Below are 25,222 nucleotides of genomic sequence, written 5' to 3'. Positions count from 1 at the left end.
ACAGATAACTAAGGATGGCAATAGTATGAGTAGCCTTTATCTCAATGTGGATCATGTCACCGGGGAATCTCAGGACGCGCATCATACGGGTTGGATCGATGTACTTTCTTATAGCTGGGGAAACAGGCGCGGCGCGGCAAGCAATGCTTTGGTCAACTATCAAAATTTAACGGTTCATACGCAGATTGATAAAGCCACGCCGGTAATGCTGCTCTACGCTTCTAACGGCAATCGCATCCGTAAAGTCGAACTGTCAGCCTGTAAGGCGGGCTTTGGTGCCATCGAATATTACCGCATTACGCTGGAGAATGTTTTTGTAGCGCAGATGGTATTAAATGACAGCGGTGAGCTGCCCAGCGTTGAATATGAATTTGAGGCGGACAGGGTGAAAATGCAGTACTGGGAGCAAACGGCCAGAGGCGGGAAGGGCGCGGAAACCCGCTACGGCTGGGATATAAAAAACCACCGCTCGGTTTTTTGACTAGCGCTTGCCCTTAGTTAATGAGCTTTATATCTAATTTAGCCCAGTGCCAACAAAGTGCTGGGATAGTTACTATTGTTAAATCTCTCCGGCTGGCTATTTCTCTATCCATTTAACTATTTTCACACATAAATGGATGGCTAAAAATAGTGATAGCAACATTAGCGTTCCCCAGTATTCCATAAAATAAGCGCAATAAATAGCGCCCAGGAAAATCAATAATAAAACGGGAAGGCAGTCTTCTATGAAGTATTTAAAAAAAGTAACTTTAAAGAACCTTAAAATGGCCATTGGCATTATTTATAATCCTTAACTATTTTTATTAAATCTTCCGCTGTTACAGGGGAACCTTCTTGTACCCGATCGATAATTTTTCTCATAACCGGCTCAACATAGATATAAAGCATTTCAATATTTTGGCTATAAAGGATTTTGTAGAAACAATAGTCTATTTCTTTCAGGCGACGGGTGGCCATGGCTGCCTTTTGGACCTTTCCATAAAATTGGAATACACTGAAGCCAGTATACAAGTTATTGTTTAATCTGATTCTTTTCGTGAGGTAAACATCTGAAGATCCGATTAAAATTTTCGCCAGCGTATATGACAGGGCGTATTTTGTTGCTTTATCATTGACTGTGTCAGAAATAAGTCCTGATGTTTTTATGACGGATTCTTGTAATAAATAATGACTAACTTGTTGAAAAAGATAATCGATATAGTAAATGAAAATATCAAGGATGACATCTTTCCTTTTGTATAACTCTTTCAGGGCTTTTATCATCCTCACATCTTCCGTTTTAGCTGCTGGCAAACATCATGATGTTTATCGATAAAGCAGCTTGATTACCAGGAGATACGCTCCGCGCCATGATGAATATTATCCAGTGTTTTCTCCGCCCAAATAAAGGATGCTCGCATCCCTTTTCCCAGCGATTGCGCTATTTTCCTCCCGGCGAGCATTGCCGTTTTAAATAAAGCGAAGCATTAATTGTTTATCATTCATAATAAAACAAACGCTGGCATTATAATCGCTTAAAAACGGTTGCGCATTAATTGACCTGTTAACGAGGCCTGTTCTGGCGTGGCGTTAAATAACAGAAAGCGCAACGAACAGGGCGGTGGAGAGGCGAGATGAGCCGCTCGTATCCGCAGCCGGAACGGTATAAAGCGTAACAAAATCAAGCTATACTGCCCTTCATTCCATTAACAAGGATGCGAAAATGAAACATCTTCAGGTGGCTGTTGGCATCATCCGTAATGCGCAGCAGGAAATCTTTCTGACGCGTCGTCCGGCCAATTCCCATATGGCGAATATGTGGGAGTTTCCGGGCGGCAAAATCGAGCCAGGCGAAACGCCTGAGCAGGCGCTGAAGCGTGAGCTGCTGGAAGAAACCGGCATTGCCGTCATCGCGGCTACCGCATTTGGCAATGCCGATCATACCTACCAGGATGTGCGCGTCACGCTGCACTTCTTTATGGTTGAACAGTGGCAAGGCGAGCCGTGGGGGCGAGAAGGGCAGCCACAGCGTTGGGTGCCGCAGCGTGAGCTGATTGCTGACGAATTTCCGCCAGCGAATCACAAGCTGGTTGCGCGCCTGCTGGCCGAGGCGCGCCCGTAATCAGAGGCAGCAAAGCTGCCTCTGGCTAATGACGGGGAATATCCTCTTCGCTCCAGTCATCGCTGTCTGACAGATCGTTACTGCTGGCGATGCGTTTCTCTTCAGCAGCCCATTCGCCTAAATCGATAAGCTGACAGCGTTTACAGCAAAAAGGCCGAAACGGGCTCTGTTCACCCCAGATAACCGCCTTGCCGCAGGTTGGGCAGGCGACGGTAGTCACATCATTGTTCATCATAACACCTCTAACAACAGGCCAGCTCGAAATCGAGACGTGCCGGAATTTCGCCACGTTCGCTGTCGAGCGGTAAAAAACGAATCGCATAACGGGTTTTATGGCCCGAAACCTGCGGGTACAGACTGGCTTCCAGCGGTAGCTGCAGGCGCAGCAAATCGGCACCTTCAGCGTTATCCTGATAAAAGCCGTTCAGGCTGGTCTGATGACGGAAAACGCCGGACTGGCGGATCAGCTCCAGAATCATAAGCAATGACTGGCGTAGCGGATCCAACGTATCCATCCAGCTGGCAACCTGCGTATCCCGCAACGACTGATCAAGATGCAGCCAGACATGTAGCGTTGGCAAATCAAAACTGCAGCAGCCGCCGGGAATGCTTAAACGCTGACGTACCAGCGCAATAAGGCGATCTTCTCGTAAGGCCTGACCAATACGCGGCGCAGCCATTAGCTCGCTGGCGCGTGATTTTAGCTGCTGACGCAGCGCTTCTACACGCTGGATATCCACGCCCGGAACATCGCTCCAGGCCAGCAGTTTTTGTTGCTGGCGCTCCAGCTCTTTAAGGATCTCGGTACGCAGCTCTCCACGTTCAAAAACATCCAACAGCTCACTGATGTTGCGAAAAAATGTCAGAGCGGTGAGGTGACTGGTGATATTGATACTGGCCTGCAGTTGCTGGAGCAAAAACTCAATTCTTAGCCAGGTACGCATTTTCTCATTTAACGGGTGTTCGAAAAGAACGATTTTGCTCATGCTGTTAATCCTGTTTTATCGCTCCGGCCAGCGCCAGATAGCGCTGATTCAGTTCGGCGACCAGCGGCAACACTTCGTGAGGTTGCCCGCTGTTTTCAATGATGTCATCCGCTACGGCCAGGCGCGCCGTACGCGTGGCCTGGGCCGCAATGATTTTTTCAGCCTGTTCGCGCGTGATCCGATCGCGAGCCATGGTTCGTTGAATCTGAACCTCAGGCTCAACGTCAATCACCAGTACACGATCGGCCAGTTTTTCCAACCGGTTTTCCACCAGCAGCGGCACTACCCATAAGCACCAGGGCGAGCGGACCGCAGCCAGCTGTCGGCGCGTCTCGGCATGGATCAGTGGATGTAATAACTGATTTAACCAGGCTTTCTCAGCCGGGGAGTTAAAGATAGTCTGACGCAGTGCGGCGCGATTTAGCGTACCGTCCGCATGAAGAATCGTTGAACCAAAGCGCGTCGCAATTTCCTGCAGCGCGGGCTGGCCTGGCTCTACTACCTGACGGGCAATGATGTCCGCATCAATAATTTCCACGCCATACCCGGCAAAGGCAGCAGCAACGGTACTTTTTCCACTGCCGATTCCACCGGTCAGCGCGACTGTATAAGACATCTGTTCAGTTCCTGCTTCGCCTGTAAACGCCAGGTTGCCTGCGATTAATCGCTAGCGACAGCAATAAATTTTGCCGTGGCGATCACATTAACTATCTTCAGGTAAATTTACGGGATTGTAGCGTAATTAAAGCTATTTTCGCAGTCTTGTACGCGCGTTTTTAGCGCGTATGATAACGTCACTGGAGCTGGCAGCAGCACCCGATCGTCAGATCGTCGCCAAAAACCCAGGAATGATGTTATGCGTATTGAAGAAGATCTAAAGCTTGGTTTTAAAGATGTGCTGATTCGTCCCAAGCGTTCTACTCTGAAAAGCCGCTCGCAGGTGGATCTGAGCCGTCAGTTTACTTTTAAACATTCCGGTATCGCCTGGTCTGGCGTCCCCATTATTGCCGCCAATATGGATACCGTGGGCACCTTTCGCATGGCGGAAGTGCTGGCCAGTTTTGATATCCTGACTGCGGTGCATAAACACTACAGCGTTGATGAGTGGCGCGCGTTTGTTCAACGCGTGCCTGAACAGGTGCTGCAACATGTCATGGTATCCACCGGAACCTCGGATGCCGACTTCACTAAACTGCAGGCGATCCTGGCGCTTTCTCCCGCGCTCAAATTTATCTGTATTGATGTGGCCAACGGCTATTCCGAACATTTCGTACAATTCCTGCAGCGCGCACGCGAAGCCTGCCCGGATAAAACCATCTGCGCCGGTAATGTGGTTACCGGTGAAATGGTCGAAGAGTTGATTCTATCGGGTGCGGATATCGTAAAAGTAGGGATTGGCCCCGGCTCGGTATGCACCACGCGGGTAAAAACCGGCGTAGGGTATCCGCAGCTGTCGGCGGTGATTGAATGCGCCGATGCCGCTCACGGCCTGGGCGGGCAAATTGTCAGCGATGGCGGCTGTTCAGTGCCGGGCGATGTAGCGAAAGCTTTCGGCGGCGGTGCAGATTTCGTGATGCTCGGCGGTATGCTGGCCGCGCATGATGAATGCGAAGGGCGCGTAGTGGAAGAAAACGGTGAAAAATTCATGCTGTTTTATGGCATGAGTTCAGAATCCGCTATGAAGCGCCACGTTGGCGGCGTAGCGGAGTATCGTGCCGCCGAAGGCAAGACGGTTAAGCTGCCGTTGCGCGGCCCGGTAGAGGCAACGGCGCGCGATATCCTGGGCGGCCTGCGTTCCGCTTGTACTTACGTTGGCGCGGAGCGGCTAAAAGAGCTGACGAAACGCACTACTTTTATTCGCGTAGCGGAGCAGGAAAACCGCGTTTTTAACCGCTAACCAATAACCTCGCCCAGGTTAAAGATGGGCAGGTACATTGCGACCACCAGCGTTCCGACAATGGCACCGGTAATGATCATCATTACCGGTTCCAGCGTCGCTGCCAGCGTATCCGCCCGTTCATGCGTCTGGTTTTCATGCCACTGCGCCAGGCGTGCCAGCAGGTTATCCAGCGCTCCGGCTTCCTCACCTACCTTTATCAGTTGACGACAAAGCGGCGTAAAAAGCGTGCTGTCCGCAATTGCCTGATGTAGCTGAGTACCGTCAGCAATCTTCCTCTGTAGCTGCTGCATTGTTTCGCGCCACAGTAGCGGCGTGAGGGTATGTTCAACCGCCTGAAGCCCTTGCAGCAAGGGCAGTCCTGCCTGCTGCGTTAAAGTGAGGGTAGTAAAGATCTGGCTAAGCAGGCTACCGCGCCACAAGGTTGCCAGCAGAGGCGTACGCAACAGGCAGCGCTGTTCACGACGTTGCCAGCCGGGCCGATGTTTACGCAGATAGCGCCATGCGGCAAACAGGCACGCTATAGCGAGCGCCAGCGGAACAAACAGCCGTTGCAGCGCGGCGGAGAGAGCCAGCACGGCGGCGGTAAAAGCGGGCAGTGGTGCGTTAAGCGCATGATAAATAGAAACGAATTCCGGCAGCACCAGTAACAGCATGCCAAGCGCCACCGTCAGGGCAACCAGTAAAATAAATCCTGGATAACGCAATGCGGTCACGACCTTTTTATGTAAACGCAACTGCCGCTCCTGTTGGCTCGCTAACTGTAAACAGCAGCGATCCAGCTGACCAGTCAGCTCGCCAACCTGCATCAGGGCCGCATAGAGCGGCGGGAAGATCATCGGCCACTTCGCCAGCGCGGCAGAAAAAGGCGTTCCCTGCGCCACTTCTTCCCGCAATGCCAGCAGCAGGGTGCGCCAGCCGGCATGCGTCTCGCCTTCGCTTAACAGGTGCAGCCCGACGGAAAGCGTTAAGCCCGCTTTTAACAGCGTTGCCAACTGATGCATCAACGCAATTTTTTGCGGCGTTTTCCAGTCTCGTGAGCGGTAATACCTGCCGCGTTTACAGGAAAGCGGCAGGAGATGCTGCTGCGCCATAATGGTCATAATTTGCTGCTCTTCCGACAGCAGCCAGCTTCCCGCAACGATTTCGCCTTGCTGATTCATTGCCTGCCAGTGCCAGAGACGACAGTTAGCCATGGCCGACACCTATTACCCGATAAACCTCCGCCAGTGAGGTGTCTCCCCGATTGACTGCGTTCAGCCCTTCAATAAACAGACTGTTAAGCTGCTGTCGCTGAGCCAGCAGGCTTAAGGTTTCGCTACTGGCGTTTCCGGCAATAGCCGTTTGCAACTCACTGTTTATGGGAAGCATTTCAAACAGCGGCAGCCGGCCATAATAGCCAGAGAAGCAGTGATCGCAGCCCACCGCCTGCCAGGTCTGCAGCGGGCCAGTCCTGTTCTGTTCAGGCAAATCGTGAAGGGTTTCTGCCGGAGCGCGGCAGTGCGGGCAAAGGCGGCGCACCAGACGCTGTGCAATGACCAGGCGTAGCGCTGAGGCCAGCAGATAGCCTGGAATGCCCATTTGCCCCAGTCGGGTCAGCGTTTCTGTCGTGGAGTTAGTGTGCAAAGTGGATAGCACCAGATGACCGGTTTGCGCCGCCTTAACCGCAATTCCGGCGCTTTCCGCATCACGGATTTCACCCAGCATAATAATGTCAGGATCCTGGCGCAGCAGGGCGCGCAATACGCATTGAAAATCGAGTCCGGCACGCGGGTTAATTTGCGTCTGGTTAACGCCCGGCAGGGGAATCTCCACCGGATCCTCAACGCTGCACACGTTTCTTCCCGGCTGATTCAGCGTGTGCAACCCGCTGTAGAGCGTAAAGGTTTTGCCGCTGCCGGTAGGGCCAGTAACCAGAATCAAGCCCTGCGGCTGGGCCAGCGCGCGGCGAAACTGGGCGAGGACATCTGGCGGCATACCCAGCTTGTCCAGCGCCAGATCCTGCGCTTCGCTTTGCAGCAGGCGGATCACCGCTTTTTCTCCTGTACGCAGGGGCAGGGTCGAAAGCCGAAAAGCTGCCTGTAGGCCCTGCAGCTGCAGGGTAAATTGTCCATCCTGCGGCAGTCGTCGTTCGGCAATATCAAGGTTGCCAAGAATTTTAAGGCGAGCGATCAGCGCCGCCTGCTGGGTTTCGCTAATGTTTTGCAGCGGCTGCAGCACTCCATCAATACGCAGCCGAACCCGCATTCCTGTAGCGCAGGGTTCAATATGAATATCTGACGCGCGGCGTTGAAAAGCCTGCAACAGGAGATGATTGACCAGCAGCGTGATCGGCTCCTGCGCTTTTTCTGCGTCGTCGCCCTCTGACTGAAGATATTGCTCCAGCCGCGCCTGCGGCCAGCGTTCGGTTTGCACGCGACGCTGGCTGGTGAAATGCAGCGCTTCCAGCATCCCGGCAGAGGGCACTCCAGCCAGCGCAACGGTAATGGTTTTCTGGTCTTCATTGAGCAGCACCGCCTGATATTGACGACATAGCTCGCGCAGATTCCTTTCCGGCTCTTTCATCATGGATTCTCAATATCATCAAAGCGGAAAACAGCGCGGCAGTTATCTTTCAGGCTGCTGTTACTGCTGTCACAGCTGCGTTGCCAGTTCATCTGGCCCTCATTGCTTTGCCACTGCGGCGTCAGCGTCACGGTCAGGCCATTCAGGCTCTCTTGTCCGGTCAGCTTAATGGTGCCAGATGCCACGCTTACCGCTGAGACATAGCGCGAGCCCTTCGCGGCGGGAACGCCATTGCTGCCCGCGCTACAGCCAGACGTTGCGCCATGCTCAACGGCGCAAAGCTCAACCGCCGTTTTATAAGGCAGCATGGTTTGCAGCATATCGGTAAGGGCTGCCTTTTGCAGATAGCTCTGGTAAGCCGGCATGCCGATGGCGCTGAGTATGGCGACGATCCCAATAACAATCATCAGCTCAATTAGCGTAAAACCCTGTTGTTGCATTTGTAACCCTCCATGTTGATAACCCGGCAGACGTTAATCTACAGAGCAAGGCGGGGCGAGGATGGGGTAAACAAACAGGAAGCAGGGCTGGAAAAAAGATGAGGTTGTTACTCTGGATGGCTCGCAGGATGGAAGCGGGATCTCATTTCTGGCTGAGAAAAGTGGCGCGCAAACCTGGCGCCACAGGCGGAATTAATGAAAACGCATTGACAGGTCCAGCGCGCGGACATGTTTGGTCAGGGCACCAACCGAAATATAATCAACGCCGGTTTCCGCAAACAGGCGTAACGTCTGGTCGGTAACATTGCCGGAAACCTCCAGCAGCGCGCGGCGCTGGTTGATATTTACCGCTTCGCGCATTTGCTCAACGGTAAAATTATCCAGCATCACAATATCGGCCCCGGCGGCCAGCGCCTGCTCCAGCTCATCCAGCGTTTCCACTTCTACCTCAACTGGCACATCCGGGTGTAGCCAGAGCGCTTTTTCAACTGCCTGACGAATCGAGCCGCTGGCGATAATATGGTTCTCTTTGATCAGAAAGGCGTCGGATAAGCCCAGGCGATGGTTCTCGCCGCCGCCGCATAAAACCGCATACTTTAGGGCAGTACGCAGGCCTGGCAGGGTTTTGCGCGTATCTAACAGCCGGGTTTGTGTGCCTTCCAGCAGCGTGACATAGCGCTTTACTTCGCTGGCGGTACCGGAAAGCGTTTGTACGAAATTAAGTGCGGTGCGCTCAGCGGTAAGCAACAGGCGCGCCGGACCGGCAACGTCAAAAAGTTTCTGTTCCGGCTCAATGATATCACCGTCAGCAACATGCCAGGTTAGCTGCGCCTGATTGCCCAACTGAATAAACACTTCTTCTACCCAGCGTTTACCACAGAAAACACCGCCTTCCCGCGTGATAACGGTGGCCTGTGCCTGTTTATCGGCAGGCAGCAGACTGGCGGTAATATCATTATCCGCATTAATTTCGCCGCCGAGATCTTCGCGTAATGCCTGCTCCACGCTACCTGGAATATCATCTTCGATACGTGAAAGCAGCGCCGCCCGTCGGCTCTCTGGATTATAACGTCGCTGTGTCATAGGGTTCCCGTAATGGTTTTTAGCGTGGGCTTAATGTAGCCTGGACGGCTGACAGGCACCAGTAGAGTGCGAAAAAGTTTAGTGAACTAAACAATTTTGCTACAAAAGTTTTTATGGTGGCGCTTTTGTTATCGCCAGGGTATTGGTGAATAAATTGAGTCGCAAAGGAAACGGTAAATGTTCTCTTTAACCTGCCCACAAAAAGGCCTGCCGGTTACCGGACGGCACCTTTTAACTGATGTCTCCCTGCCGGCGCTGGTGGTGCATCAAAATGCGCTGGAGCATAACCTGCACTGGATGCAGGCCTTAGCCAATCGGCACGGCGCTCTGCTGGCTCCACATGGCAAAACTACCATGGCTCCTGGCCTTTTTCGCCGCCAGATAGCCGCCGGAGCGTGGGGGATCACGCTGGCTACCGCTGTGCAAAGCGCGGTCGCGGCGAAAGAGGGGATCAAGCGCATCCTGATGGCTAACCAGTTGATCGGACGCGCCAATATGCAGATCGTTGCGGATATGCTGCAGCAACATCAGGTGGATTTTTACTGTCTGGTGGATAGCGTAGAGAACGTAAGGCAGCTGGGGGAGTTTTTCGCCAGGCAGCAGTTAAAATTACAGGTACTGCTGGAGCTGGGCGTCGCCAACGGGCGCTGCGGCTGTCGTAGCGATGAGCAAATCAATGCGTTGCTCGCCGCCGTGAAGGCTGAACCGGCGCTGGAGCTGTGCGGCGTGGAAGGCTATGAGGGCGTCATCAACGGCGAGCGGCCGCAGATTGATGACTTTATCGAGCGTCTGGTCGCCGTTGCGCTACAGCTAAAAAACGCAGGCGTTTTTAAACGGACGCAGCCGTTGATTACCGCTTCCGGTTCCGCCTGGTACGATCGCGTGGCGCAAGCGTTTGCTCAGCAACAGGCGCGCGATGCTTTTCTTACCGTGATGCGACCCGGCTGTTATCTGGTTCACGACCACGGGATTTATCAGCAGGCGCAGCAGAACGTACTGGCGCGTCAGCCAGAACTGGAGGAGGCGCTATTGCCGGCGATGGAGATCTTCGCCTGCGTACAGTCGGTGCCGGAGCCGGGCAGGGTAATTGTTGCGCTGGGCAAGCGTGATATTGCTCATGATGATATGCCGGTGGCTTTGCGCGTCTGGCACGGCCAGGCCACGCAGCCGGTTACGCTGGATGAGCGCTGGCGCACCGTTAAGCTGATGGATCAACATCTGTTCCTAGCAGGACCGACAGAACATACGCTGCAGCCTGGCGACATCATCGCCTTTGGCGCATCGCATCCCTGCCTGACCTTTGATAAATGGCGTTATTTCTGTCTGGTTGATGAGACGCTGGCGGTGACTGAGGTGCTGGAGACCTGTTTTTAACGGTGGCACAAGGAATGTAAAGAGAGTGACAAATTCATGTTAGGCTGTGGAAAAAAACGAACAGGAGATCCAGGCATGGAGTTAAAAGATGGCTGGCTAATGGGCGTTCGCCATGTGCCGTCACCGCATTTCAATATTCGTCCGCAGGGAGAGGTTCCCAGCCTGCTGGTGGTGCATAACATCAGTCTGCCGCCCGGCGAGTTTGGCGGCCCGTGGATTGATGCGCTGTTTACCGGCACGTTGGATCCCGCAGCGCATCCTTATTTTGCGGAGATCGCTCATCTGCGCGTGGCGGCCCATTGCCTGATTCGACGCGATGGGGAAATCGTGCAGTATGTTCCTTTCGATAAGCGCGCCTGGCATGCAGGCGTATCGTGCTGGCAGGGGCGCGAGAACTGCAATGATTTCTCGATTGGCATTGAACTCGAAGGCACCGATACGCTGGCCTACAGCGACGCGCAGTATCACGCTTTACAGGCCCTGACGCATCTGCTGATGCAGCATTATCCGATTACGCCTGCGCAAATTACCGGGCACAGTGATATTGCACCGGAGCGTAAAACCGATCCTGGCCCGGCATTTGACTGGGCTCGCTTTCTGCGCGGCTTGCCGGAAGCCGCCAGCTTACATTTACCGGAGCGGAATGCATGACGCTTTTTTCCTTGTTACTGGTTTTAGGTTGGGAGCGCCTGTTTAAAATGGGCGAACACTGGCAGCTTGACCATCGACTGGAGCCTTTTTTCCGACGCCGCCGTCACTTTTCACTCTGGCAAACAACTGCCATGACGCTGGTGGCGATGCTGGTGGTTTTGGTGGTGATTCTGTCGCTGCGCGGACTGTTTTTTGGCATGGTACAACTGCTGTTCTGGATCCTGACTGGCATATTGTGTATCGGCGCGGGCTCGGTGCGGCTGCATTATCACGCTTATCTGAAGGCGGCCAGCCACGGCGATGCCAATGCCTGTAGTGCGATGGCGGAAGAGCTGACGCTGATTCACGGCATGCCGGTGGAGTGCAACCAGCAGGAAACATTGAAAGAGCTACAAAACGCGCTGCTGTGGATCAATTACCGTTTTTATCTGGCGCCGCTGTTCTGGTTTGTGGTTGGCGGCGCTTACGGGCCGGTGCTGCTGGTGGGTTACGCTTTTCTGCGTGCATGGCAGAGCTGGCTGGCAAAGCACTATACGCCGCTTGAGCGTGCCCGCTCCGGGATCGACCGTATTCTGCACTGGGTTGACTGGATACCGGTTCGGCTGGCTGGCGTGGCTTATGCACTGCTGGGACACGGCGAGCGAGCGCTGCCAGCCTGGTTTGCAGCGTTGAGCGATTTGCGCCGCCCGCAGTATCAGGTGTTAACTCATCTGGCGCAGTATTCGCTGGAGCGCGACGAGCGGTGGGACAGCGTGGAAACGCCACGGATAGCCGTGGCGCTGGCCAAAAAGGTCTCGCTGGTGATCGTGGTCGTAGTCGCGTTATTGACTATTTACGGCACGCTGGTTTAGCAGCGTATCGGCTGGCGGCACGCCGAAGTCGGGCATGCCGTTAGCATCCCAGCGAATATCTTTGATACGCGTATGCCGGTTCGGATCCCACAGCGGATCCCCTTCAATTTCCGTATAGTTGCGTGCGTGATAGACCAGCAGATCGTTACCCGCCTCATCTACGGTAAAGCTGTTGTGGCCCGGTCCATACTGACGGTTTTCCCAGCTGGTGGAAAAGACCGGTCGGGCTGATTTATTCCAGTTGGCTGGCTGCATTGGGTCGTCATCCACATCGATCCACAGCAGCCCCAGACAATAATTTTCATCCGTTGCGCTGGCTGAATAGCTTACAAACAGCCGGTTGCCGTGACGAATTACCGCTGGCCCTTCGTTGACGCTAAAACCGGCACATTCCCATTCATACTCAGGGCGGCTGAGCATTACCGGCTTGCCTTTTAGCGTCCAGGGATTCTCCAGCTCTGCCAGATAAAGGTTTGAGTTACCCGGGATCGCCGGATCCTTTTGCGCCCATAAATACCACTGTTTGCCCTGATGATGAAAGGTGGTGGCATCCAGCGAGAAGCTGTCGATAGGAGTGCGGATACGACCACGCTCCTGCCAGTTGCCGCTTAACGGATCGGCATCATCACAGGTCAGGGCGTACATTCGATGCTGAAACAGACCTTCTTTAATCTCGCGCGTTGGTGCTGCGGCGAAGTAGATCACCCATTGCCCATCGATGTAATGAATTTCCGGTGCCCAGATTAATGCGCTCATCGGACCAACATCAGGCTTACGCCACACCACCACCGGCTGCGCTGCGGCAAGATCGACGAGGGTATCGGCGCAGCGTAGCTCAAGGCGATCGTATTCAGGAACGGAGGCGATAAAGTAGTAGCGATCCTCGTAGCGTAAAATAAAGGGGTCCGCGCGTTGTTCAATTAACGGGTTGGGCCACTGAGTCATGATGCCGTTCCTTCTGGTTTAATATCAAAAGCATTGCCTTCGCGCAGCGCGCTCAGCTCACGATAGTTTTCACGCCGTTTCGCCAGATCCTGCTGAATGGTTTGCATTAAATGACGATCAACTTTTAACAGGCGAACCACGCCTGCGGTAATTAAATAACCGATGCCGGGGATCACGGTGAACAGCAACACAATACCGTTCAGCGCGCTGCTGCCCTGCTGCTTAGCGCCTGCATCATAGCCATAAAATGAGAGCAGGAAACCTACCATCGCCCCGGCTACCGCCAGACCGACCTTCAGGAAGAAGAGATTCCCGGAGAAGCTGATGCCGGTAATACGCTTGCCGGTTTTCCATTCGCCATAGTCATCTACATCCGCCATCAGCGACCAGTGCAGCGGGGAAGGGATTTGGTGCAGGATATTGAGCAGAAAATACATCAGGGTAACCAGCACCGTGGCCTGTGGATTAAGGAAATAAAAGCCGCAGGAAAAAATAGCCAGCGCGATGTTGGTCCAGAAAAAGACTTTCAGCTTACACCAGCGGTCGGTCATGACCTTCGCCAGCGTGCTGCCGATCATCATGCCAACCACGCCAAGACTGATAAACAGCGTAGCAAAGTGGGTGGATTGGCCCATCACCCAGGTCACGTAATACATGGTGGCCGCCATGCGAATAAAGCCAGGGCACACGTTACAAAAGGTTAGCAGCAAAATTCGCACCCACTGGTCGTTTTTCCAGACATCGCGCAGGTCGTTTTTCAGGTCGTCATTGCTCGGCACAGCAGGGCGGATACGCTCGCGCACGGTAGCGAAGCAGTAAAGGAACATCAGCAGTCCGATAATGGCCATTACGGCCATCGCCATCTGATAACCCCGCGCCCGATCGCCGCCGCCGAACCACTCGGTCATCGGCAACAGGGTAAGCGACAGAATTAGCGTCGCGATGCCAACCATTACAAACCGGTAAGACTGGCAGGAAACACGTTCATGGGGATCGTTAGTAATAACGCCGCCCAGCGAGCAGTAGGGAATATTAATTGCCGTGTAGGCCAGCGACATCAGGAAGTAGGTAACAAAGGCGTAGACCACCTTATATTCATAACTCCAGTCCGGCGTGGTAAACATCAGTACGCTAAATACAACATACGGAACTGAAACCCACAGCAGCCAGGGACGAAAGCGGCCCCAGCGGCTTTGGGTGCGATCGGCAATCGCGCCCATCAGAGGATCGGTTACCGCATCCAATACGCGTACGGAAAGCAGCAACACGCCCACCAGCGCAGGCGACAGGCCAAAGACATCGGTATAGAAGTAGCTAAGGAACAGCATAATGGCGCCGCCAATCATATTGCAGCCAGCGTCGCCCATGCCATAACCCAGCTTTTCTCTAAAAGGAAGCGCAGAGCCTTTCATCATTTTATTCTCCTGTGAGCACTGGAATGATTATTGCGGCTTAACGATTGCGGGCACTAATACAGGTTGGTCATCAAGATGGACAAAATAACTGCGAAGAGAAAAGTGTGAAGAGCGTAACTATTGGCGCAAACAAAACCGGGCGCTTATGCGCCCGGTAAATCATCAGCTTCGCTGCGAGCGATTTTTGATGGCGTAACCCATCGCCAGCACTACCAGCCAGACCGGAATAAGCCAGACGGAGATTGCCATGCCCGGCGTCATCAACATAATCACCAGAATCGCGGCCAGAAACACCAAACAGATCCAGTTACCGGCCGGATAGAGAATGGCGCGGAAACGGGTCTGCACGCCCTGGCGATCTTTCGCTCTACGGAATTTCAGATGCGCCAGGCTGATCATCGCCCAGTTAATCACCAGAGCAGAAACCACCAGCGCCATCAGCAGGCCGAAGGCTTCGCCCGGCATAAAATAGTTAATCAGTACGCAAATCGCCGTAGCCAGCGCCGAGACGCCCAGCGCAACATAAGGAACGCCGCGACGGTCAACCTTCAGCAGCGCCTGCGGGCCGCTGCCCTGTTTCGCCAGGCCATAAAGCATACGGCTGTTGCTGTAGACGCAGCTGTTATAGACCGACAGCGCCGCCGTCAGAAACACCACGTTCAACACGTTGGCCACCAGCGTTTCACCAAGGTCGTGAAAAATCATCACGAACGGGCTGCTTTCGCCAACCACCTTGACCCACGGATAGAGCGACAGCAGCACCGCCAGCGAGCCGATATAGAAAATAAGGATGCGGTAGATCACCTGGTTAGTGGCACGCGGAATGCTTTTCGATGGGTCATCCGCTTCAGCGGCGGTAATGCCAACCAGCTCCAGACCGCCGAACGAGAACATAATCACCGCCATCGCCATAACCAGCCCGCTAATGCCGTGCGGGAAAAAGCCGCCCTGCGCCCAGATGTTGCTGACCGAAGCCTGCGGGCCGCCCTGACCGCTCAGCAGCAGCCAGCCGCCAAACAGGATCATGCCAACGACCGCGACAACTTTAATAATGGCGAACCAAAACTCCATCTCACCGTAAACTTTTACGTTGGTCATGTTGATGGCGTTTATCAGGACGAAGAACACGGCGGCAGTGGCCCACGAGGGAAAGTCTGGCCACCAGACCTGAATATACTTGCCGACCGCTGTGAGTTCAGCCATCGCAACCAGCACATACAGCACCCAATAGTTCCAGCCAGAAGCGAAGCCTGCAAAGTTGCCCCAGTATTTATAGGCGAAGTGGCTAAAGGATCCGGCTACCGGCTCTTCCACCACCATTTCGCCCAGCTGACGCATAATCAGAAACGCGATAAAACCGCCGATGGCATAGCCTAATAAGACCGATGGCCCGGCCATCTGAATGGTTTGCCCGATTCCCAGAAACAGGCCGGTACCCACGGCACCGCCCAATGCAATCAGCTGAATATGACGGTTTTTTAATCCGCGCTTCAGCGTATCGCCCTGCTGTTGTTCCATAAAAACCCTCGTGTTAGTTCTTCGCCTTCCCTGAAGAGTTGGCGCTGTAATGTCCGCAGACAGACGGTACGCTTGTATTTATACCGTTACGCTTTTTGTATTGTTTATTTTACAGTTTGGGTTGATTCAAATTGCCTGCGATGCTACCCCGACGCCAAGAATAATGTTAAGCGCGCCCGAATGCACCTGCTTTCTCTGCCGGTACGCAGCGACCCATAAAAAACGTTGCTGCCGTCACGCCAGAATTTCTTTTTTGTGCCATTTAATTCGAATAAAGACGAATAGCTTTCGCTTATGACATAAAATGAGATTCGGATCTAAATCCGTGTAAGGTTTGGTAAAAATCAACGGCGATATTTAGCGTTCTGCCGGAAATAACGCATTTTCGTTACTGTTTACGCCCATTTAAGGACGTGACCTTCACCCCGCTTCTGGCAGATGCCATATAGACAGAAGGTGAATACTTTGTTACTTTAGCTTCACTTTTTTGCAATTGGTATTACCAATTGACTTCGGTGCCTGGCAGAAGAAGGGACAATGGCCTACAGTAAGATTCGCCAACCTAAGCTCTCGGATGCAATTGAGCAACAGCTTGAGTCCCTGATCATGGAGGGAACGCTGCGTCCGGGTGAAAAGCTTCTCCCTGAGCGGGAGCTGGCTAAGCAGTTTGACGTTTCTCGCCCCTCTTTGCGTGAAGCGATACAGCGTCTGGAGGCAAAAGGGCTTCTGCTGCGTCGACAGGGCGGTGGCACCTTTGTTCAGAAGAATCTTTGGCAAAGCCTGAGCGATCCTCTGGTGGCGTTACTCGCCGATCACCCCGAATCTCAGTTCGACCTGCTGGAAACCCGCCATGCGCTGGAAGGCATCGCGGCTTATTACGCTGCGCTGCGGGGAACCGAAGAAGATTTGCAGCGCATACGCGATTGCCATCTGGCTATCCAGCATACCCAACAGAGCGGCGATCTGGATGCCGAAGCCGATGCGGTTATGCAGTATCAGATTGCCGTAACAGAGGCGGCGCATAATGTGGTGCTGCTGCATTTGCTACGCTCAATGGGCCCGATGCTGGAAAAAAACGTTCGTCAAAACTTTGAATTGCTCTACTCACGCCGGGAAATGCTGGCGCAGGTAAGCAGTCATCGCGCCAGTATTTTTGAGGCGATTGTAGCCCGCGAGCCGGAAAAGGCGCGCGAGGCTTCACACCGCCATCTGGCGTTTATCGAGGAGATATTGCTGGACAGAAGTCGGGAGCAGACGCGTCGTGAACGCTCCCTGCGTCGTTTACAGCAACGTAAGGAATAACGCGTAAACTGATATAACCATACATTTTGCAGGGTTAACTCATTAGCCTGTAAAACGAAGGGATACGCGGCAACTAACGACGGGCCTGTCTCCTTGCATTTTGGACTGAATCAGAATGCAGGGAGACAGGCTCCAGACAATTCAACGAATTAGACACAGATAAGGAATACCCCCATGTCAGAACGTTTACATAATGACGTGGATCCGATCGAAACCCGCGACTGGCTACAGGCGATCGAATCGGTCATCCGTGAAGAAGGTGTTGAGCGTGCGCAGTTCCTGATCGATCAGGTTCTGAGTGAAGCGCGTAAAGGCGGCGTGAATGTCGCTGCAGGCTCTGCTGTCAGCAACTATGTTAACTCTATCGCCGTTGAAGAAGAGCCGGACTATCCGGGCAATACCTCTCTGGAGCGTCGTATCCGTTCCGCAATTCGCTGGAACGCCATGATGGCGGTACTGCGTGCGTCGAAAAAAGATCTGGAGCTGGGCGGTCACCTCTCATCTTTCCAGTCGTCGGCGACCATTTATGAAGTGTGTTTCAACCATTTCTTCCGCGCGCGCAACGATAAAGACGGCGGCGATCTGGTTTATTTCCAGGGCCACATCTCTCCAGGCGTTTATTCACGCGCCTTCCTTGAAGGTCGTCTGACCGAAGAGCAGATGAACAACTTCCGTCAGGAAGTGCATGGCAAAGGTCTCTCTTCCTATCCGCATCCTAAACTGATGCCGGACTTCTGGCAGTTCCCGACCGTTTCTATGGGTCTGGGTCCGCTGTCGGCGATCTATCAGGCGAAGTTCCTGAAATATCTGGAGCACCGTGGTCTGAAAGATACCTCTGCTCAGACCGTTTACGCTTTCCTTGGTGATGGCGAAATGGATGAGCCGGAATCTAAAGGCGCGATCACTATCGCCACCCGCGAGAAGCTGGATAACCTGGTTTTCGTTATCAACTGTAACCTGCAGCGTCTGGATGGTCCGGTAACCGGCAACGGCAAGATCATCAACGAACTGGAAGGCATCTTTGGCGGCGCCGGCTGGGAAGTGATCAAGGTGATCTGGGGCAGCCGTTGGGACGAACTGCTGCGTAAAGATACCAGCGGCAAGCTGATCCAGCTGATGAACGAAACCGTTGACGGCGACTATCAGACCTTTAAATCCCGCAATGGCGCCTATGTGCGTGAGCACTTCTTCGGTAAATATCCGGAAACCGCTGCGCTGGTTAAAGATATGTCCGACGATGAGATTTTCGCTCTGAACCGTGGCGGTCACGATCCGAAGAAAATCTATGCGGCGTTTAAAAAAGCGCAGGAGACCAAAGGCAAGCCGGTGGTCATTCTGGCGCATACCATTAAAGGCTATGGTATGGGCGATACCGCTGAAGGTAAAAACATCGCTCACCAGGTGAAGAAAATGAACATGGAAGGCGTGCGCTACGTTCGCGATCGCTTCAATGTTCCGGTAACCGATGAAAACCTGGAAACGCTGCCGTATGTGACCTTCGAAGAAGGTTCTGAAGAGTACAACTATCTGCACGGCCAGCGTCAGAAGCTGGGTGGTTATCTGCCAAGCCGTCAGCCAAACTTCACCGAGAAGCTTGAGCTGCCGTCGCTGGAAGATTTCGCGCCGCTGCTGGAAGAGCAGAACAAAGAAATCTCTACCACCATCGCCTTTGTGCGTGCGCTGAACGTGATGCTGAAGAACAAGTCGATCAAAGATCGTCTGGTGCCGATCATCGCTGACGAAGCGCGTACCTTTGGTATGGAAGGCCTGTTCCGTCAGATCGGTATTTACAGCCCGAACGGCCAGCAGTACACGCCGCAGGACCGTGAGCAGGTTGCTTACTATAAAGAAGATGAGAAAGGCCAGATTCTGCAGGAAGGGATCAACGAGCTGGGTGCAGGCGCGTCCTGGCTGGCTGCTGCGACCTCTTACAGCACCAACAACCTGCCGATGATTCCGTTCTACATCTATTACTCAATGTTCGGCTTCCAGCGTATCGGCGATCTCTGCTGGGCGGCGGGCGACCAACAGGCGCGCGGCTTCCTTATCGGCGGTACCTCCGGTCGTACTACCCTGAACGGCGAAGGTCTGCAGCATGAAGATGGTCACAGCCACATTCAGGCGCTGACGATCCCGAACTGTATCTCCTACGATCCGGCTTATGCCTATGAGGTCGCGGTGATCATGCAGGACGGCCTGACGCGTATGTATGGCGAAGCGCAGGAAAATATTTACTACTACATCACCACGCTGAACGAAAACTACCGTATGCCGGCAATGCCGCAGGGCGCAGAAGAGGGTATCCGTAAGGGTATCTACAAGCTGGAAACCCTGGAAGGTAGCAAAGGTAAAGTACAGCTGCTGGGCTCCGGCGCTATCCTGCGTCACGTACGCGAAGCGGCAGAGATCCTGGCGAAAGATTACGGTATCGGCTCTGACGTTTACAGTGTGACTTCCTTCACTGAACTGGCACGCGACGGCCAGGATTGTGAACGCTGGAACATGCTGCATCCTACAGAACAAGCGCGCGTACCCTATATCGCTCAGGTGATGAACGATGCACCGGCCGTTGCCTCTACCGACTACATGAAACTGTTTGCGGAACAGGTTCGCAGCTATATCCCGGCCAGCGATTATCGCGTACTGGGCACCGACGGCTTTGGCCGTTCTGACAGCCGTGAAAACCTGCGTCACCACTTTGAAGTGGACGCATCCTATGTGGTAGTAGCAGCGCTGGGTGAACTGGCTAAACGCGGCGAAATCGATAAGAAAGTAGTGGCAGACGCCATTACCAAATTCAATATCGATGCAGATAAAGTCAACCCGCGTCTGGCATAAGAGGTAAAGATTAATGGCTATCGAAATTAATGTCCCGGACATCGGCGCAGATGAAGTTGAAGTGACCGAAATCCTGGTAAAGGTTGGCGATAAGGTTGAAGCCGAGCAGTCGCTGATCACCGTTGAAGGCGATAAAGCTTCAATGGAAGTGCCTTCGCCGCAGGCGGGCGTGGTCAAAGAGATTAAAATCAACACCGGCGACAAAGTAGAAACCGGCTCGCTGATTATGATTTTTGAAGCGGAGGGCGCTGCAGAAGCAGAGCCAGCACCGGCTGCCGAGAAAAAGGCTGACGCACAGCCCGCCGCCGCTGCGGAAAGCAAAGAAGTGAATGTCCCGGACATCGGCAGCGACGAAGTCGAAGTAACCGAAATCCTGGTCAAAGTTGGCGACAAGGTTGAAGCCGAGCAGTCGCTGATCACCGTTGAAGGCGATAAAGCCTCAATGGAAGTACCGGCACCGTTCGCGGGTACGGTTAAAGAGATCAAAATCAACACCGGCGACAAAGTCAGCACCGGTTCATTGATTATGGTGTTTGAAACCGCAGCTTCCGGTAACGCGGCAGCAGCTAAACCGCAGGTGAAAGAGGAAGCGGCTACGGCGCCTGCAGCCTCTGGCGGTTCGGCTACCAAAGAAGTGAACGTACCGGATATCGGCGGTGATGAAGTTGAAGTGACCGAAATCCTGGTGAAGGCGGGTGATAAAGTCACCGCCGAGCAGTCGCTGATCACCGTTGAAGGCGATAAAGCCTCAATGGAAGTGCCGGCGCCGTTCGCGGGTACGGTTAAAGAGATCAAAATCAACACCGGCGACAAAGTCAGCACCGGCTCGCTGATTATGCTGTTTGAAGTGGAAGGCGCTGCGCCTGCAGCAGCTCCGGCAGCACAAAAAGAAGCATCCGCGCCAGCAGCAAAAGCTGAGCAGGCGGCTCCGGCTGCATCCGCTCCGGCAAAAGCATCCGGTAAAGATGAGTTTGCTGAGAATGACGCCTATGTACACGCGACGCCGGTTATCCGTCGTCTGGCACGTGAGTTCGGCGTTAACCTGGCGAAAGTCAAAGGCACCGGCCGTAAGGGACGTATTCTGAAAGAAGACGTTCAGACTTACGTGAAAGATGCGGTGAAACGCGCTGAATCCGCGCCTGCTGCCGCAACCGGTGGTGGCCTGCCGGGCATGCTGCCGTGGCCGAAAGTGGACTTCAGCAAGTTCGGTGAGGTGGAAGAGGTTGAGCTGGGACGTATCCAGAAAATTTCTGGTGCTAACCTGAGCCGTAACTGGGTGATGATCCCGCACGTTACGCACTTCGACAAAACCGATATCACCGAGCTGGAAACGTTCCGTAAGCAGCAGAACGCCGAAGCTGAGAAGCGTAAGCTGGATGTGAAGATCACTCCGGTAGTCTTCATCATGAAAGCTGTCGCTGCTGCGCTGGAGCAGATGCCGCGCTTCAACAGCTCACTGTCTGAAGATGGCCAGAAGCTGACGCTGAAGAAATACATTAACATCGGCGTGGCGGTTGATACGCCGAACGGCCTGGTAGTTCCGGTGTTCAAGGATGTTAACAAGAAAGGCATCATTGAACTTTCCCGCGAGCTGATGACCATCTCCAAAAAAGCGCGTGATGGTAAGCTGACCGCTGGCGAAATGCAGGGCGGCTGTTTCACCATCTCCAGCATCGGCGGCCTGGGCACCACCCACTTCGCGCCGATTGTGAACGCGCCGGAAGTGGCTATTCTGGGCGTTTCTAAGTCCTCAATGGAGCCGGTGTGGAATGGTAAAGAGTTTGTGCCGCGTTTAATGCTGCCGATCTCTCTCTCCTTCGATCACCGTGTTATCGATGGTGCGGATGGTGCGCGTTTCATCACCATCATCAACAACACCTTAAGCGATATCCGCCGTCTGGTGATGTAGTAACAATAAAGGCCGGCTTATGCCGGCCTTTTAACAGGCCAGGTTTTCCATACTAAGCCTGTCAGAATTTGGGAAATGGGATCTTACTGAGCCGAAGCGGTTTGCAGTCTGTTAACAATTCTGTAAACTCTTGCGGTGAACGCGTCCCGGTGGATGAAGGGCGTACTGTGAATCAGGTAAGTGACGTCTGACCGCCGGATAGTCAATTAAGAGGTCATGATGAGTACAGAGATTAAAACCCAGGTCGTTGTGCTTGGGGCAGGTCCTGCGGGCTACTCTGCAGCCTTTCGCTGCGCGGATTTAGGTCTGGAGACCGTACTGGTAGAGCGTTACAGCACCCTTGGCGGTGTTTGCCTTAACGTGGGTTGTATCCCTTCTAAAGCGCTGCTGCACGTAGCGAAAGTTATCGAAGAAGCGAAAGCGCTGGCGGAACACGGCATCGTTTTTGGCGAACCGCAAACCGACATTGACAAGATCCGCACCTGGAAAGAAAAAGTCATCAATCAGCTGACCGGCGGTCTGTCTGGCATGGCGAAAGGGCGTAAAGTCAAAGTGGTTAACGGCCTCGGTAAATTCACCGGTGCAAATACGCTGGTGGTTGAAGGTGAAAACGGCGCGACCACCATCAACTTTGATAATGCCATTATTGCGGCGGGTTCACGTCCGATTCAGCTACCTTTCATTCCTCATGAAGATCCACGCGTTTGGGATTCCACGGCTGCGCTTGAGCTGAAAGAAGTACCAAAACGTATGCTGGTGATGGGCGGCGGTATTATCGGCCTGGAAATGGGCACCGTTTATCATGCGCTGGGTTCAGAAATTGACGTGGTTGAGATGTTCGACCAGGTGATCCCGGCTGCCGATAAAGACGTGGTTAAGGTCTTTACTAAACGCATCAGCAAGAAATTCAACCTGATGCTGGAAACCAAGGTTACCGCGGTTGAAGCCAAAGAAGACGGCATCTACGTCTCTATGGAAGGCAAAAAAGCGCCTGCTGAAGCGCAGCGTTACGACGCAGTGCTGGTTGCTATCGGTCGCGTGCCGAACGGTAAAAACCTGGATGCTGGTAAAGCGGGCGTAGAAGTGGACGAGCGCGGCTTTATCCGCGTTGATAAACAGATGCGCACCAATGTGCCGCATATCTACGCTATCGGCGATATCGTCGGCCAGCCGATGCTGGCGCACAAAGGCGTACATGAAGGCCACGTTGCGGCAGAAGTTATCGCCGGTAAGAAGCACTACTTCGATCCGAAAGTCATTCCGTCCATCGCTTACACCGAGCCAGAAGTCGCATGGGTTGGTCTGACTGAGAAAGAAGCGAAAGAGCAAGGCATCAGCTATGAAACGGCCACCTTCCCGTGGGCTGCTTCTGGCCGTGCTATCGCTTCTGACTGTGCAGACGGTATGACTAAGCTGATTTTCGATAAAGAGACGCATCGTGTGATCGGTGGCGCCATTGTCGGCACCAACGGCGGCGAGCTGCTGGGCGAAATCGGCCTGGCGATCGAAATGGGCTGTGATGCGGAAGATATCGCGCTGACCATCCACGCCCACCCGACGCTTCATGAGTCGGTTGGTCTGGCAGCAGAGATTTTCGAAGGCAGCATCACCGATCTGCCTAACCCGAAAGCGAAGAAAAAATAACGCTTCTGCGGGTGAGAAAAATGCTAACGGCTCCGAAAGGGGCCGTTTTTTTTGCGTTTTAAAAGGAAACGCCAGCGGCTTCCGCACAGCTTTTTCGTTCTGCTCGTTAACGGGTGAAACCGATTCTGATTATGACTATATGGACAATCAGGAGATGTTTCCCGCCATCAGCAGGGATTTGACTTAAAACGCATAATTCAGTTTAAGCATAACGCATGCACTAAATTAACGATTTTTTTCAATGTTTAACTTCGGGTTTAATAATATGGATTACACTGGCTTAAGTTTTATAATGCCAGAATTTAACAGTGTCAGGTAATTGCAGGATAGTATTATTTATTTTACTGCACTCCTTCCGCATTATTACAGGCTTAAAAGGCCTTTTTTACCACATGAGCACTAAGTTTTTTCTGATAATTTACTTTCAGGATACATTAACATTGTTTAGTAATCCTATTTCATTACCCTTCCTCTATCTGTTACCAGGCTTAACCAGAGGTAAAAATGTCAACGACAAGAGGGTGGTCAACCGAGTTAGAGGGCCTGCGCGGGTTTGCTTCGCTCTGGGTATTGCTGGGGCATGCCAGCCTGCTGGTGCATTGCGCGATCCCTATCGTTTCGATGCCCAGTATTGGCGTCGATCTGTTTATTTTGCTTTCAGGTTATCTGATGGCGAAAAACTATATCGAGCGCCAGGAAAAAGAGCCGTGGAATAGCGCAAACACCGTTAAGAAATTTTGGATTAGACGGTTTTTCCGTATTGCTCCGCTGTACTATTTATTGCTGATTATCGCTGTGGCTTACGGCCCGTGGTTTGGTGAAATGCGCGATACGATTGCTCAGTTTTATCCGACCACCGCGACAGAGACATCGCGCTATTCCGATCAGTCGGTTGCCAATATTATTGCGCATATCAGTTTTATCTTTGGCTTATTACCTGAATATGGTTTCAATACCGTGCTTCCTGACTGGAGCATCGGGCTGGAAATGCAGTTTTATATGCTGTTCCCGTTTATTATGCTACTGACGCTGCGGCTTGGCTATGTACCAACCCTGTTGCTAATCATGCTGTTATGTACCATCGGCCGTTTTGTGCTGGCAGGTTATTATGAAGCCTTTATTATGCCGTCTATGATCCTGATTAAACTGCATGTGTTTATTGCCGGAATGTTGATGGCAGAAGCGGTGCGTAAAAAACAGCTGGGTTATTTGCTGCTGGCATTAATCGCACCCGTAGTCAGTGCTATTATCGCCATTGGCGTTAGTAAACTACAGATTGTATTTGAGGCGGCCATGATTATTGGCATGACGGCAGTACTCTGGCAACACCGTCCAGGATCGCTGATGGAAAAGTTGATAAAACTGCCGCGCGCCATTCTGACGAATCGTGTCAGTACCTGGTTAGGTGATGTTTCTTACTCCGTCTACCTGGTGCATCTGTTGATTGTGGTACCTGCCATCGCTCTGCTGCTGCGGGACTATAATATGGATGCGTTAAGTGCGCCGCTGCGGTTTGCGATCATCTGCGGCATCTGCCTGCCGCTTACCTATGGTATTGCTACGTTACTGTATCGCTTTGTAGAAAAACCGGGTATCCAGCTGGGCAAACGCGTACTGGCTCCGCGTCCCTCTGCACAAGATGTGACGGGATAAGTGCTCCCTGTTAGCTTTGTTCAGTTTAAAAAATCCCCGCGCTAGCGGGG

22 protein-coding genes are annotated in these 25,222 nt (G+C 53.1%); 11 read left to right on the top strand and 11 right to left on the bottom strand.

Annotated features, from left to right (window positions below):
• The first annotated feature begins 25 nt into the window (after window positions 1–25).
• A complete protein-coding gene (locus tag B1H58_RS03465; protein WP_085067998.1) occupies window positions 26–481 on the top strand; it encodes an Hcp family type VI secretion system effector in 456 nt (151 codons plus the stop codon).
• Window positions 482–777: 296 nt separating this feature from the next.
• On the opposite strand, the gene B1H58_RS03455 is transcribed toward B1H58_RS03465, so the two are convergent.
• The gene (locus tag B1H58_RS03455) at window positions 778–1,263 is read right to left on the bottom strand and encodes a hypothetical protein (RefSeq protein WP_085067996.1); all 486 of its coding nucleotides are present in this window, start codon (window positions 1,261–1,263) and stop codon (window positions 778–780) included.
• Window positions 1,264–1,702: 439 nt separating this feature from the next.
• Between B1H58_RS03455 and mutT the strand changes: the two genes are divergently transcribed.
• Window positions 1,703–2,101, top strand: a complete 399-nt coding sequence (gene mutT, locus B1H58_RS03450; protein ID WP_085067995.1) for an 8-oxo-dGTP diphosphatase MutT — start codon at window positions 1,703–1,705, stop codon at window positions 2,099–2,101.
• Window positions 2,102–2,126: 25 nt separating this feature from the next.
• Here mutT and yacG read toward each other — a convergent pair whose 3' ends face one another.
• Genes yacG through coaE form a run of 3 tightly spaced genes read right to left on the bottom strand, consistent with a single transcriptional unit; the run spans window position 2,127 to window position 3,703 of the window.
• Window positions 2,127–2,333, bottom strand: coding sequence for a DNA gyrase inhibitor YacG (gene yacG / locus B1H58_RS03445; protein WP_085067994.1), 207 nt, complete (start codon window positions 2,331–2,333; stop codon window positions 2,127–2,129).
• 10 nt (window positions 2,334–2,343) lie between these two features.
• On the bottom strand, window positions 2,344–3,087 hold the full coding sequence (gene zapD / locus B1H58_RS03440; RefSeq protein WP_085067993.1) for a cell division protein ZapD: 744 nt from the start codon (window positions 3,085–3,087) through the stop codon (window positions 2,344–2,346).
• Between the two features lie 4 nt (window positions 3,088–3,091).
• Complete coding sequence (coaE, locus tag B1H58_RS03435) at window positions 3,092–3,703, bottom strand: dephospho-CoA kinase (protein WP_085067992.1); 612 nt, start codon at window positions 3,701–3,703, stop codon at window positions 3,092–3,094.
• Between the two features lie 240 nt (window positions 3,704–3,943).
• Between coaE and B1H58_RS03430 the strand changes: the two genes are divergently transcribed.
• Window positions 3,944–4,984: a GMP reductase gene (locus B1H58_RS03430; RefSeq protein ID WP_085067991.1), complete on the top strand. Its 1,041-nt coding sequence runs from the start codon at window positions 3,944–3,946 to the stop codon at window positions 4,982–4,984.
• Here B1H58_RS03430 and hofC read toward each other — a convergent pair.
• From hofC to nadC, 4 genes are all read right to left on the bottom strand, one after another.
• A complete protein-coding gene (hofC, locus tag B1H58_RS03425) occupies window positions 4,981–6,180 on the bottom strand; it encodes a protein transport protein HofC (RefSeq protein ID WP_085067990.1) in 1,200 nt (399 codons plus the stop codon). The genes B1H58_RS03430 and hofC overlap by 4 nt on opposite strands.
• Window positions 6,173–7,549 carry a type II secretion system protein GspE gene (gene gspE, locus B1H58_RS03420; RefSeq protein WP_085067989.1) on the bottom strand — a complete coding sequence of 459 codons (1,377 nt, stop codon included), beginning with the start codon at window positions 7,547–7,549 and terminating at the stop codon, window positions 6,173–6,175. Before gspE ends, hofC begins: the two co-directional genes overlap by 8 nt.
• Window positions 7,549–7,989 (bottom strand): prepilin peptidase-dependent pilin, encoded by a 441-nt coding sequence (gene ppdD, locus B1H58_RS03415; protein WP_085067988.1) that lies wholly within the window; start codon window positions 7,987–7,989, stop codon window positions 7,549–7,551. Before ppdD ends, gspE begins: the two co-directional genes overlap by 1 nt.
• 192 nt (window positions 7,990–8,181) lie before the next feature.
• A complete protein-coding gene (nadC, locus tag B1H58_RS03410; protein ID WP_085067987.1) occupies window positions 8,182–9,072 on the bottom strand; it encodes a carboxylating nicotinate-nucleotide diphosphorylase in 891 nt (296 codons plus the stop codon).
• Window positions 9,073–9,249: 177 nt separating this feature from the next.
• On the opposite strand from nadC, the gene B1H58_RS03405 reads away from it, so the two are divergent.
• From B1H58_RS03405 to ampE, 3 genes are all read left to right on the top strand, one after another.
• On the top strand, window positions 9,250–10,446 hold the full coding sequence (locus B1H58_RS03405; protein ID WP_085067986.1) for an amino acid deaminase: 1,197 nt from the start codon (window positions 9,250–9,252) through the stop codon (window positions 10,444–10,446).
• Window positions 10,447–10,521: 75 nt separating this feature from the next.
• Window positions 10,522–11,097, top strand: a complete 576-nt coding sequence (ampD, locus tag B1H58_RS03400) for a 1,6-anhydro-N-acetylmuramyl-L-alanine amidase AmpD (protein WP_085067985.1) — start codon at window positions 10,522–10,524, stop codon at window positions 11,095–11,097.
• Complete coding sequence (ampE, locus tag B1H58_RS03395) at window positions 11,094–11,948, top strand: beta-lactamase regulator AmpE (protein WP_085067984.1); 855 nt, start codon at window positions 11,094–11,096, stop codon at window positions 11,946–11,948. The genes ampD and ampE overlap by 4 nt, the downstream gene beginning before the upstream one ends.
• On the opposite strand, the gene B1H58_RS03390 is transcribed toward ampE, so the two are convergent.
• From B1H58_RS03390 to aroP, 3 genes are all read right to left on the bottom strand, one after another.
• Window positions 11,919–12,893, bottom strand: coding sequence for a glycoside hydrolase family 43 protein (locus tag B1H58_RS03390; RefSeq protein WP_085067983.1), 975 nt, complete (start codon window positions 12,891–12,893; stop codon window positions 11,919–11,921). The genes ampE and B1H58_RS03390 overlap by 30 nt on opposite strands.
• The gene (locus B1H58_RS03385; RefSeq protein ID WP_085072220.1) at window positions 12,890–14,305 is read right to left on the bottom strand and encodes a glycoside-pentoside-hexuronide (GPH):cation symporter; all 1,416 of its coding nucleotides are present in this window, start codon (window positions 14,303–14,305) and stop codon (window positions 12,890–12,892) included. The genes B1H58_RS03390 and B1H58_RS03385 overlap by 4 nt, the downstream gene beginning before the upstream one ends.
• A gap of 165 nt (window positions 14,306–14,470) precedes the next feature.
• Window positions 14,471–15,826 (bottom strand): aromatic amino acid transporter AroP, encoded by a 1,356-nt coding sequence (gene aroP, locus B1H58_RS03380; protein WP_085067982.1) that lies wholly within the window; start codon window positions 15,824–15,826, stop codon window positions 14,471–14,473.
• Between the two features lie 537 nt (window positions 15,827–16,363).
• Here aroP and pdhR point away from each other — a divergent pair.
• The 5 genes from pdhR (at window position 16,364) to B1H58_RS03355 (ending at window position 25,172) form a co-directional block, all read left to right on the top strand.
• Complete coding sequence (pdhR, locus tag B1H58_RS03375) at window positions 16,364–17,128, top strand: pyruvate dehydrogenase complex transcriptional repressor PdhR (RefSeq protein WP_085067981.1); 765 nt, start codon at window positions 16,364–16,366, stop codon at window positions 17,126–17,128.
• A gap of 174 nt (window positions 17,129–17,302) precedes the next feature.
• Entirely contained in the window at window positions 17,303–19,966 is a 2,664-nt protein-coding gene (gene aceE / locus B1H58_RS03370) for a pyruvate dehydrogenase (acetyl-transferring), homodimeric type (RefSeq protein WP_085067980.1), read from the top strand.
• A gap of 13 nt (window positions 19,967–19,979) precedes the next feature.
• Window positions 19,980–21,875 carry a pyruvate dehydrogenase complex dihydrolipoyllysine-residue acetyltransferase gene (gene aceF / locus B1H58_RS03365; protein ID WP_085067979.1) on the top strand — a complete coding sequence of 632 codons (1,896 nt, stop codon included), beginning with the start codon at window positions 19,980–19,982 and terminating at the stop codon, window positions 21,873–21,875.
• A 219-nt stretch (window positions 21,876–22,094) separates the two neighbouring features.
• On the top strand, window positions 22,095–23,519 hold the full coding sequence (gene lpdA, locus B1H58_RS03360; protein ID WP_085067978.1) for a dihydrolipoyl dehydrogenase: 1,425 nt from the start codon (window positions 22,095–22,097) through the stop codon (window positions 23,517–23,519).
• Window positions 23,520–24,023: 504 nt separating this feature from the next.
• On the top strand, window positions 24,024–25,172 hold the full coding sequence (locus B1H58_RS03355) for an acyltransferase family protein (RefSeq protein ID WP_085067977.1): 1,149 nt from the start codon (window positions 24,024–24,026) through the stop codon (window positions 25,170–25,172).
• Window positions 25,173–25,222: the final 50 nt, after the last annotated feature.

Origin of the sequence: Pantoea alhagi, assembly GCF_002101395.1 — a bacterium.
Lineage (GTDB): Bacteria > Pseudomonadota > Gammaproteobacteria > Enterobacterales > Enterobacteriaceae > Mixta > Mixta alhagi.
This window is presented reverse-complemented; position numbering and strand designations above follow the sequence as displayed.

Bases quoted from the DNA above. Each gene is read 5' to 3' on its own strand.
- B1H58_RS03465 (WP_085067998.1), top strand. From the start codon at position 26: ATGAGTAGCCTTTATCTCAATGTGGATCATGTCACCGGGGAATCTCAG.
- B1H58_RS03385 (WP_085072220.1), bottom strand. From the start codon at position 14,305: ATGAAAGGCTCTGCGCTTCCTTTTAGAGAAAAGCTGGGTTATGGCATG.
- mutT (WP_085067995.1), top strand. From the start codon at position 1,703: ATGAAACATCTTCAGGTGGCTGTTGGCATCATCCGTAATGCGCAGCAG.
- nadC (WP_085067987.1), bottom strand. From the start codon at position 9,072: ATGACACAGCGACGTTATAATCCAGAGAGCCGACGGGCGGCGCTGCTT.
- hofC (WP_085067990.1), bottom strand. From the start codon at position 6,180: ATGGCTAACTGTCGTCTCTGGCACTGGCAGGCAATGAATCAGCAAGGC.
- B1H58_RS03455 (WP_085067996.1), bottom strand. From the start codon at position 1,263: ATGATAAAAGCCCTGAAAGAGTTATACAAAAGGAAAGATGTCATCCTT.
- aceF (WP_085067979.1), top strand. From the start codon at position 19,980: ATGGCTATCGAAATTAATGTCCCGGACATCGGCGCAGATGAAGTTGAA.
- B1H58_RS03430 (WP_085067991.1), top strand. From the start codon at position 3,944: ATGCGTATTGAAGAAGATCTAAAGCTTGGTTTTAAAGATGTGCTGATT.
- ampE (WP_085067984.1), top strand. From the start codon at position 11,094: ATGACGCTTTTTTCCTTGTTACTGGTTTTAGGTTGGGAGCGCCTGTTT.
- B1H58_RS03390 (WP_085067983.1), bottom strand. From the start codon at position 12,893: ATGACTCAGTGGCCCAACCCGTTAATTGAACAACGCGCGGACCCCTTT.
- coaE (WP_085067992.1), bottom strand. From the start codon at position 3,703: ATGTCTTATACAGTCGCGCTGACCGGTGGAATCGGCAGTGGAAAAAGT.
- aroP (WP_085067982.1), bottom strand. From the start codon at position 15,826: ATGGAACAACAGCAGGGCGATACGCTGAAGCGCGGATTAAAAAACCGT.
- ppdD (WP_085067988.1), bottom strand. From the start codon at position 7,989: ATGCAACAACAGGGTTTTACGCTAATTGAGCTGATGATTGTTATTGGG.
- pdhR (WP_085067981.1), top strand. From the start codon at position 16,364: ATGGCCTACAGTAAGATTCGCCAACCTAAGCTCTCGGATGCAATTGAG.
- ampD (WP_085067985.1), top strand. From the start codon at position 10,522: ATGGAGTTAAAAGATGGCTGGCTAATGGGCGTTCGCCATGTGCCGTCA.
- aceE (WP_085067980.1), top strand. From the start codon at position 17,303: ATGTCAGAACGTTTACATAATGACGTGGATCCGATCGAAACCCGCGAC.
- yacG (WP_085067994.1), bottom strand. From the start codon at position 2,333: ATGAACAATGATGTGACTACCGTCGCCTGCCCAACCTGCGGCAAGGCG.
- B1H58_RS03405 (WP_085067986.1), top strand. From the start codon at position 9,250: ATGTTCTCTTTAACCTGCCCACAAAAAGGCCTGCCGGTTACCGGACGG.
- gspE (WP_085067989.1), bottom strand. From the start codon at position 7,549: ATGAAAGAGCCGGAAAGGAATCTGCGCGAGCTATGTCGTCAATATCAG.
- B1H58_RS03355 (WP_085067977.1), top strand. From the start codon at position 24,024: ATGTCAACGACAAGAGGGTGGTCAACCGAGTTAGAGGGCCTGCGCGGG.
- lpdA (WP_085067978.1), top strand. From the start codon at position 22,095: ATGAGTACAGAGATTAAAACCCAGGTCGTTGTGCTTGGGGCAGGTCCT.
- zapD (WP_085067993.1), bottom strand. From the start codon at position 3,087: ATGAGCAAAATCGTTCTTTTCGAACACCCGTTAAATGAGAAAATGCGT.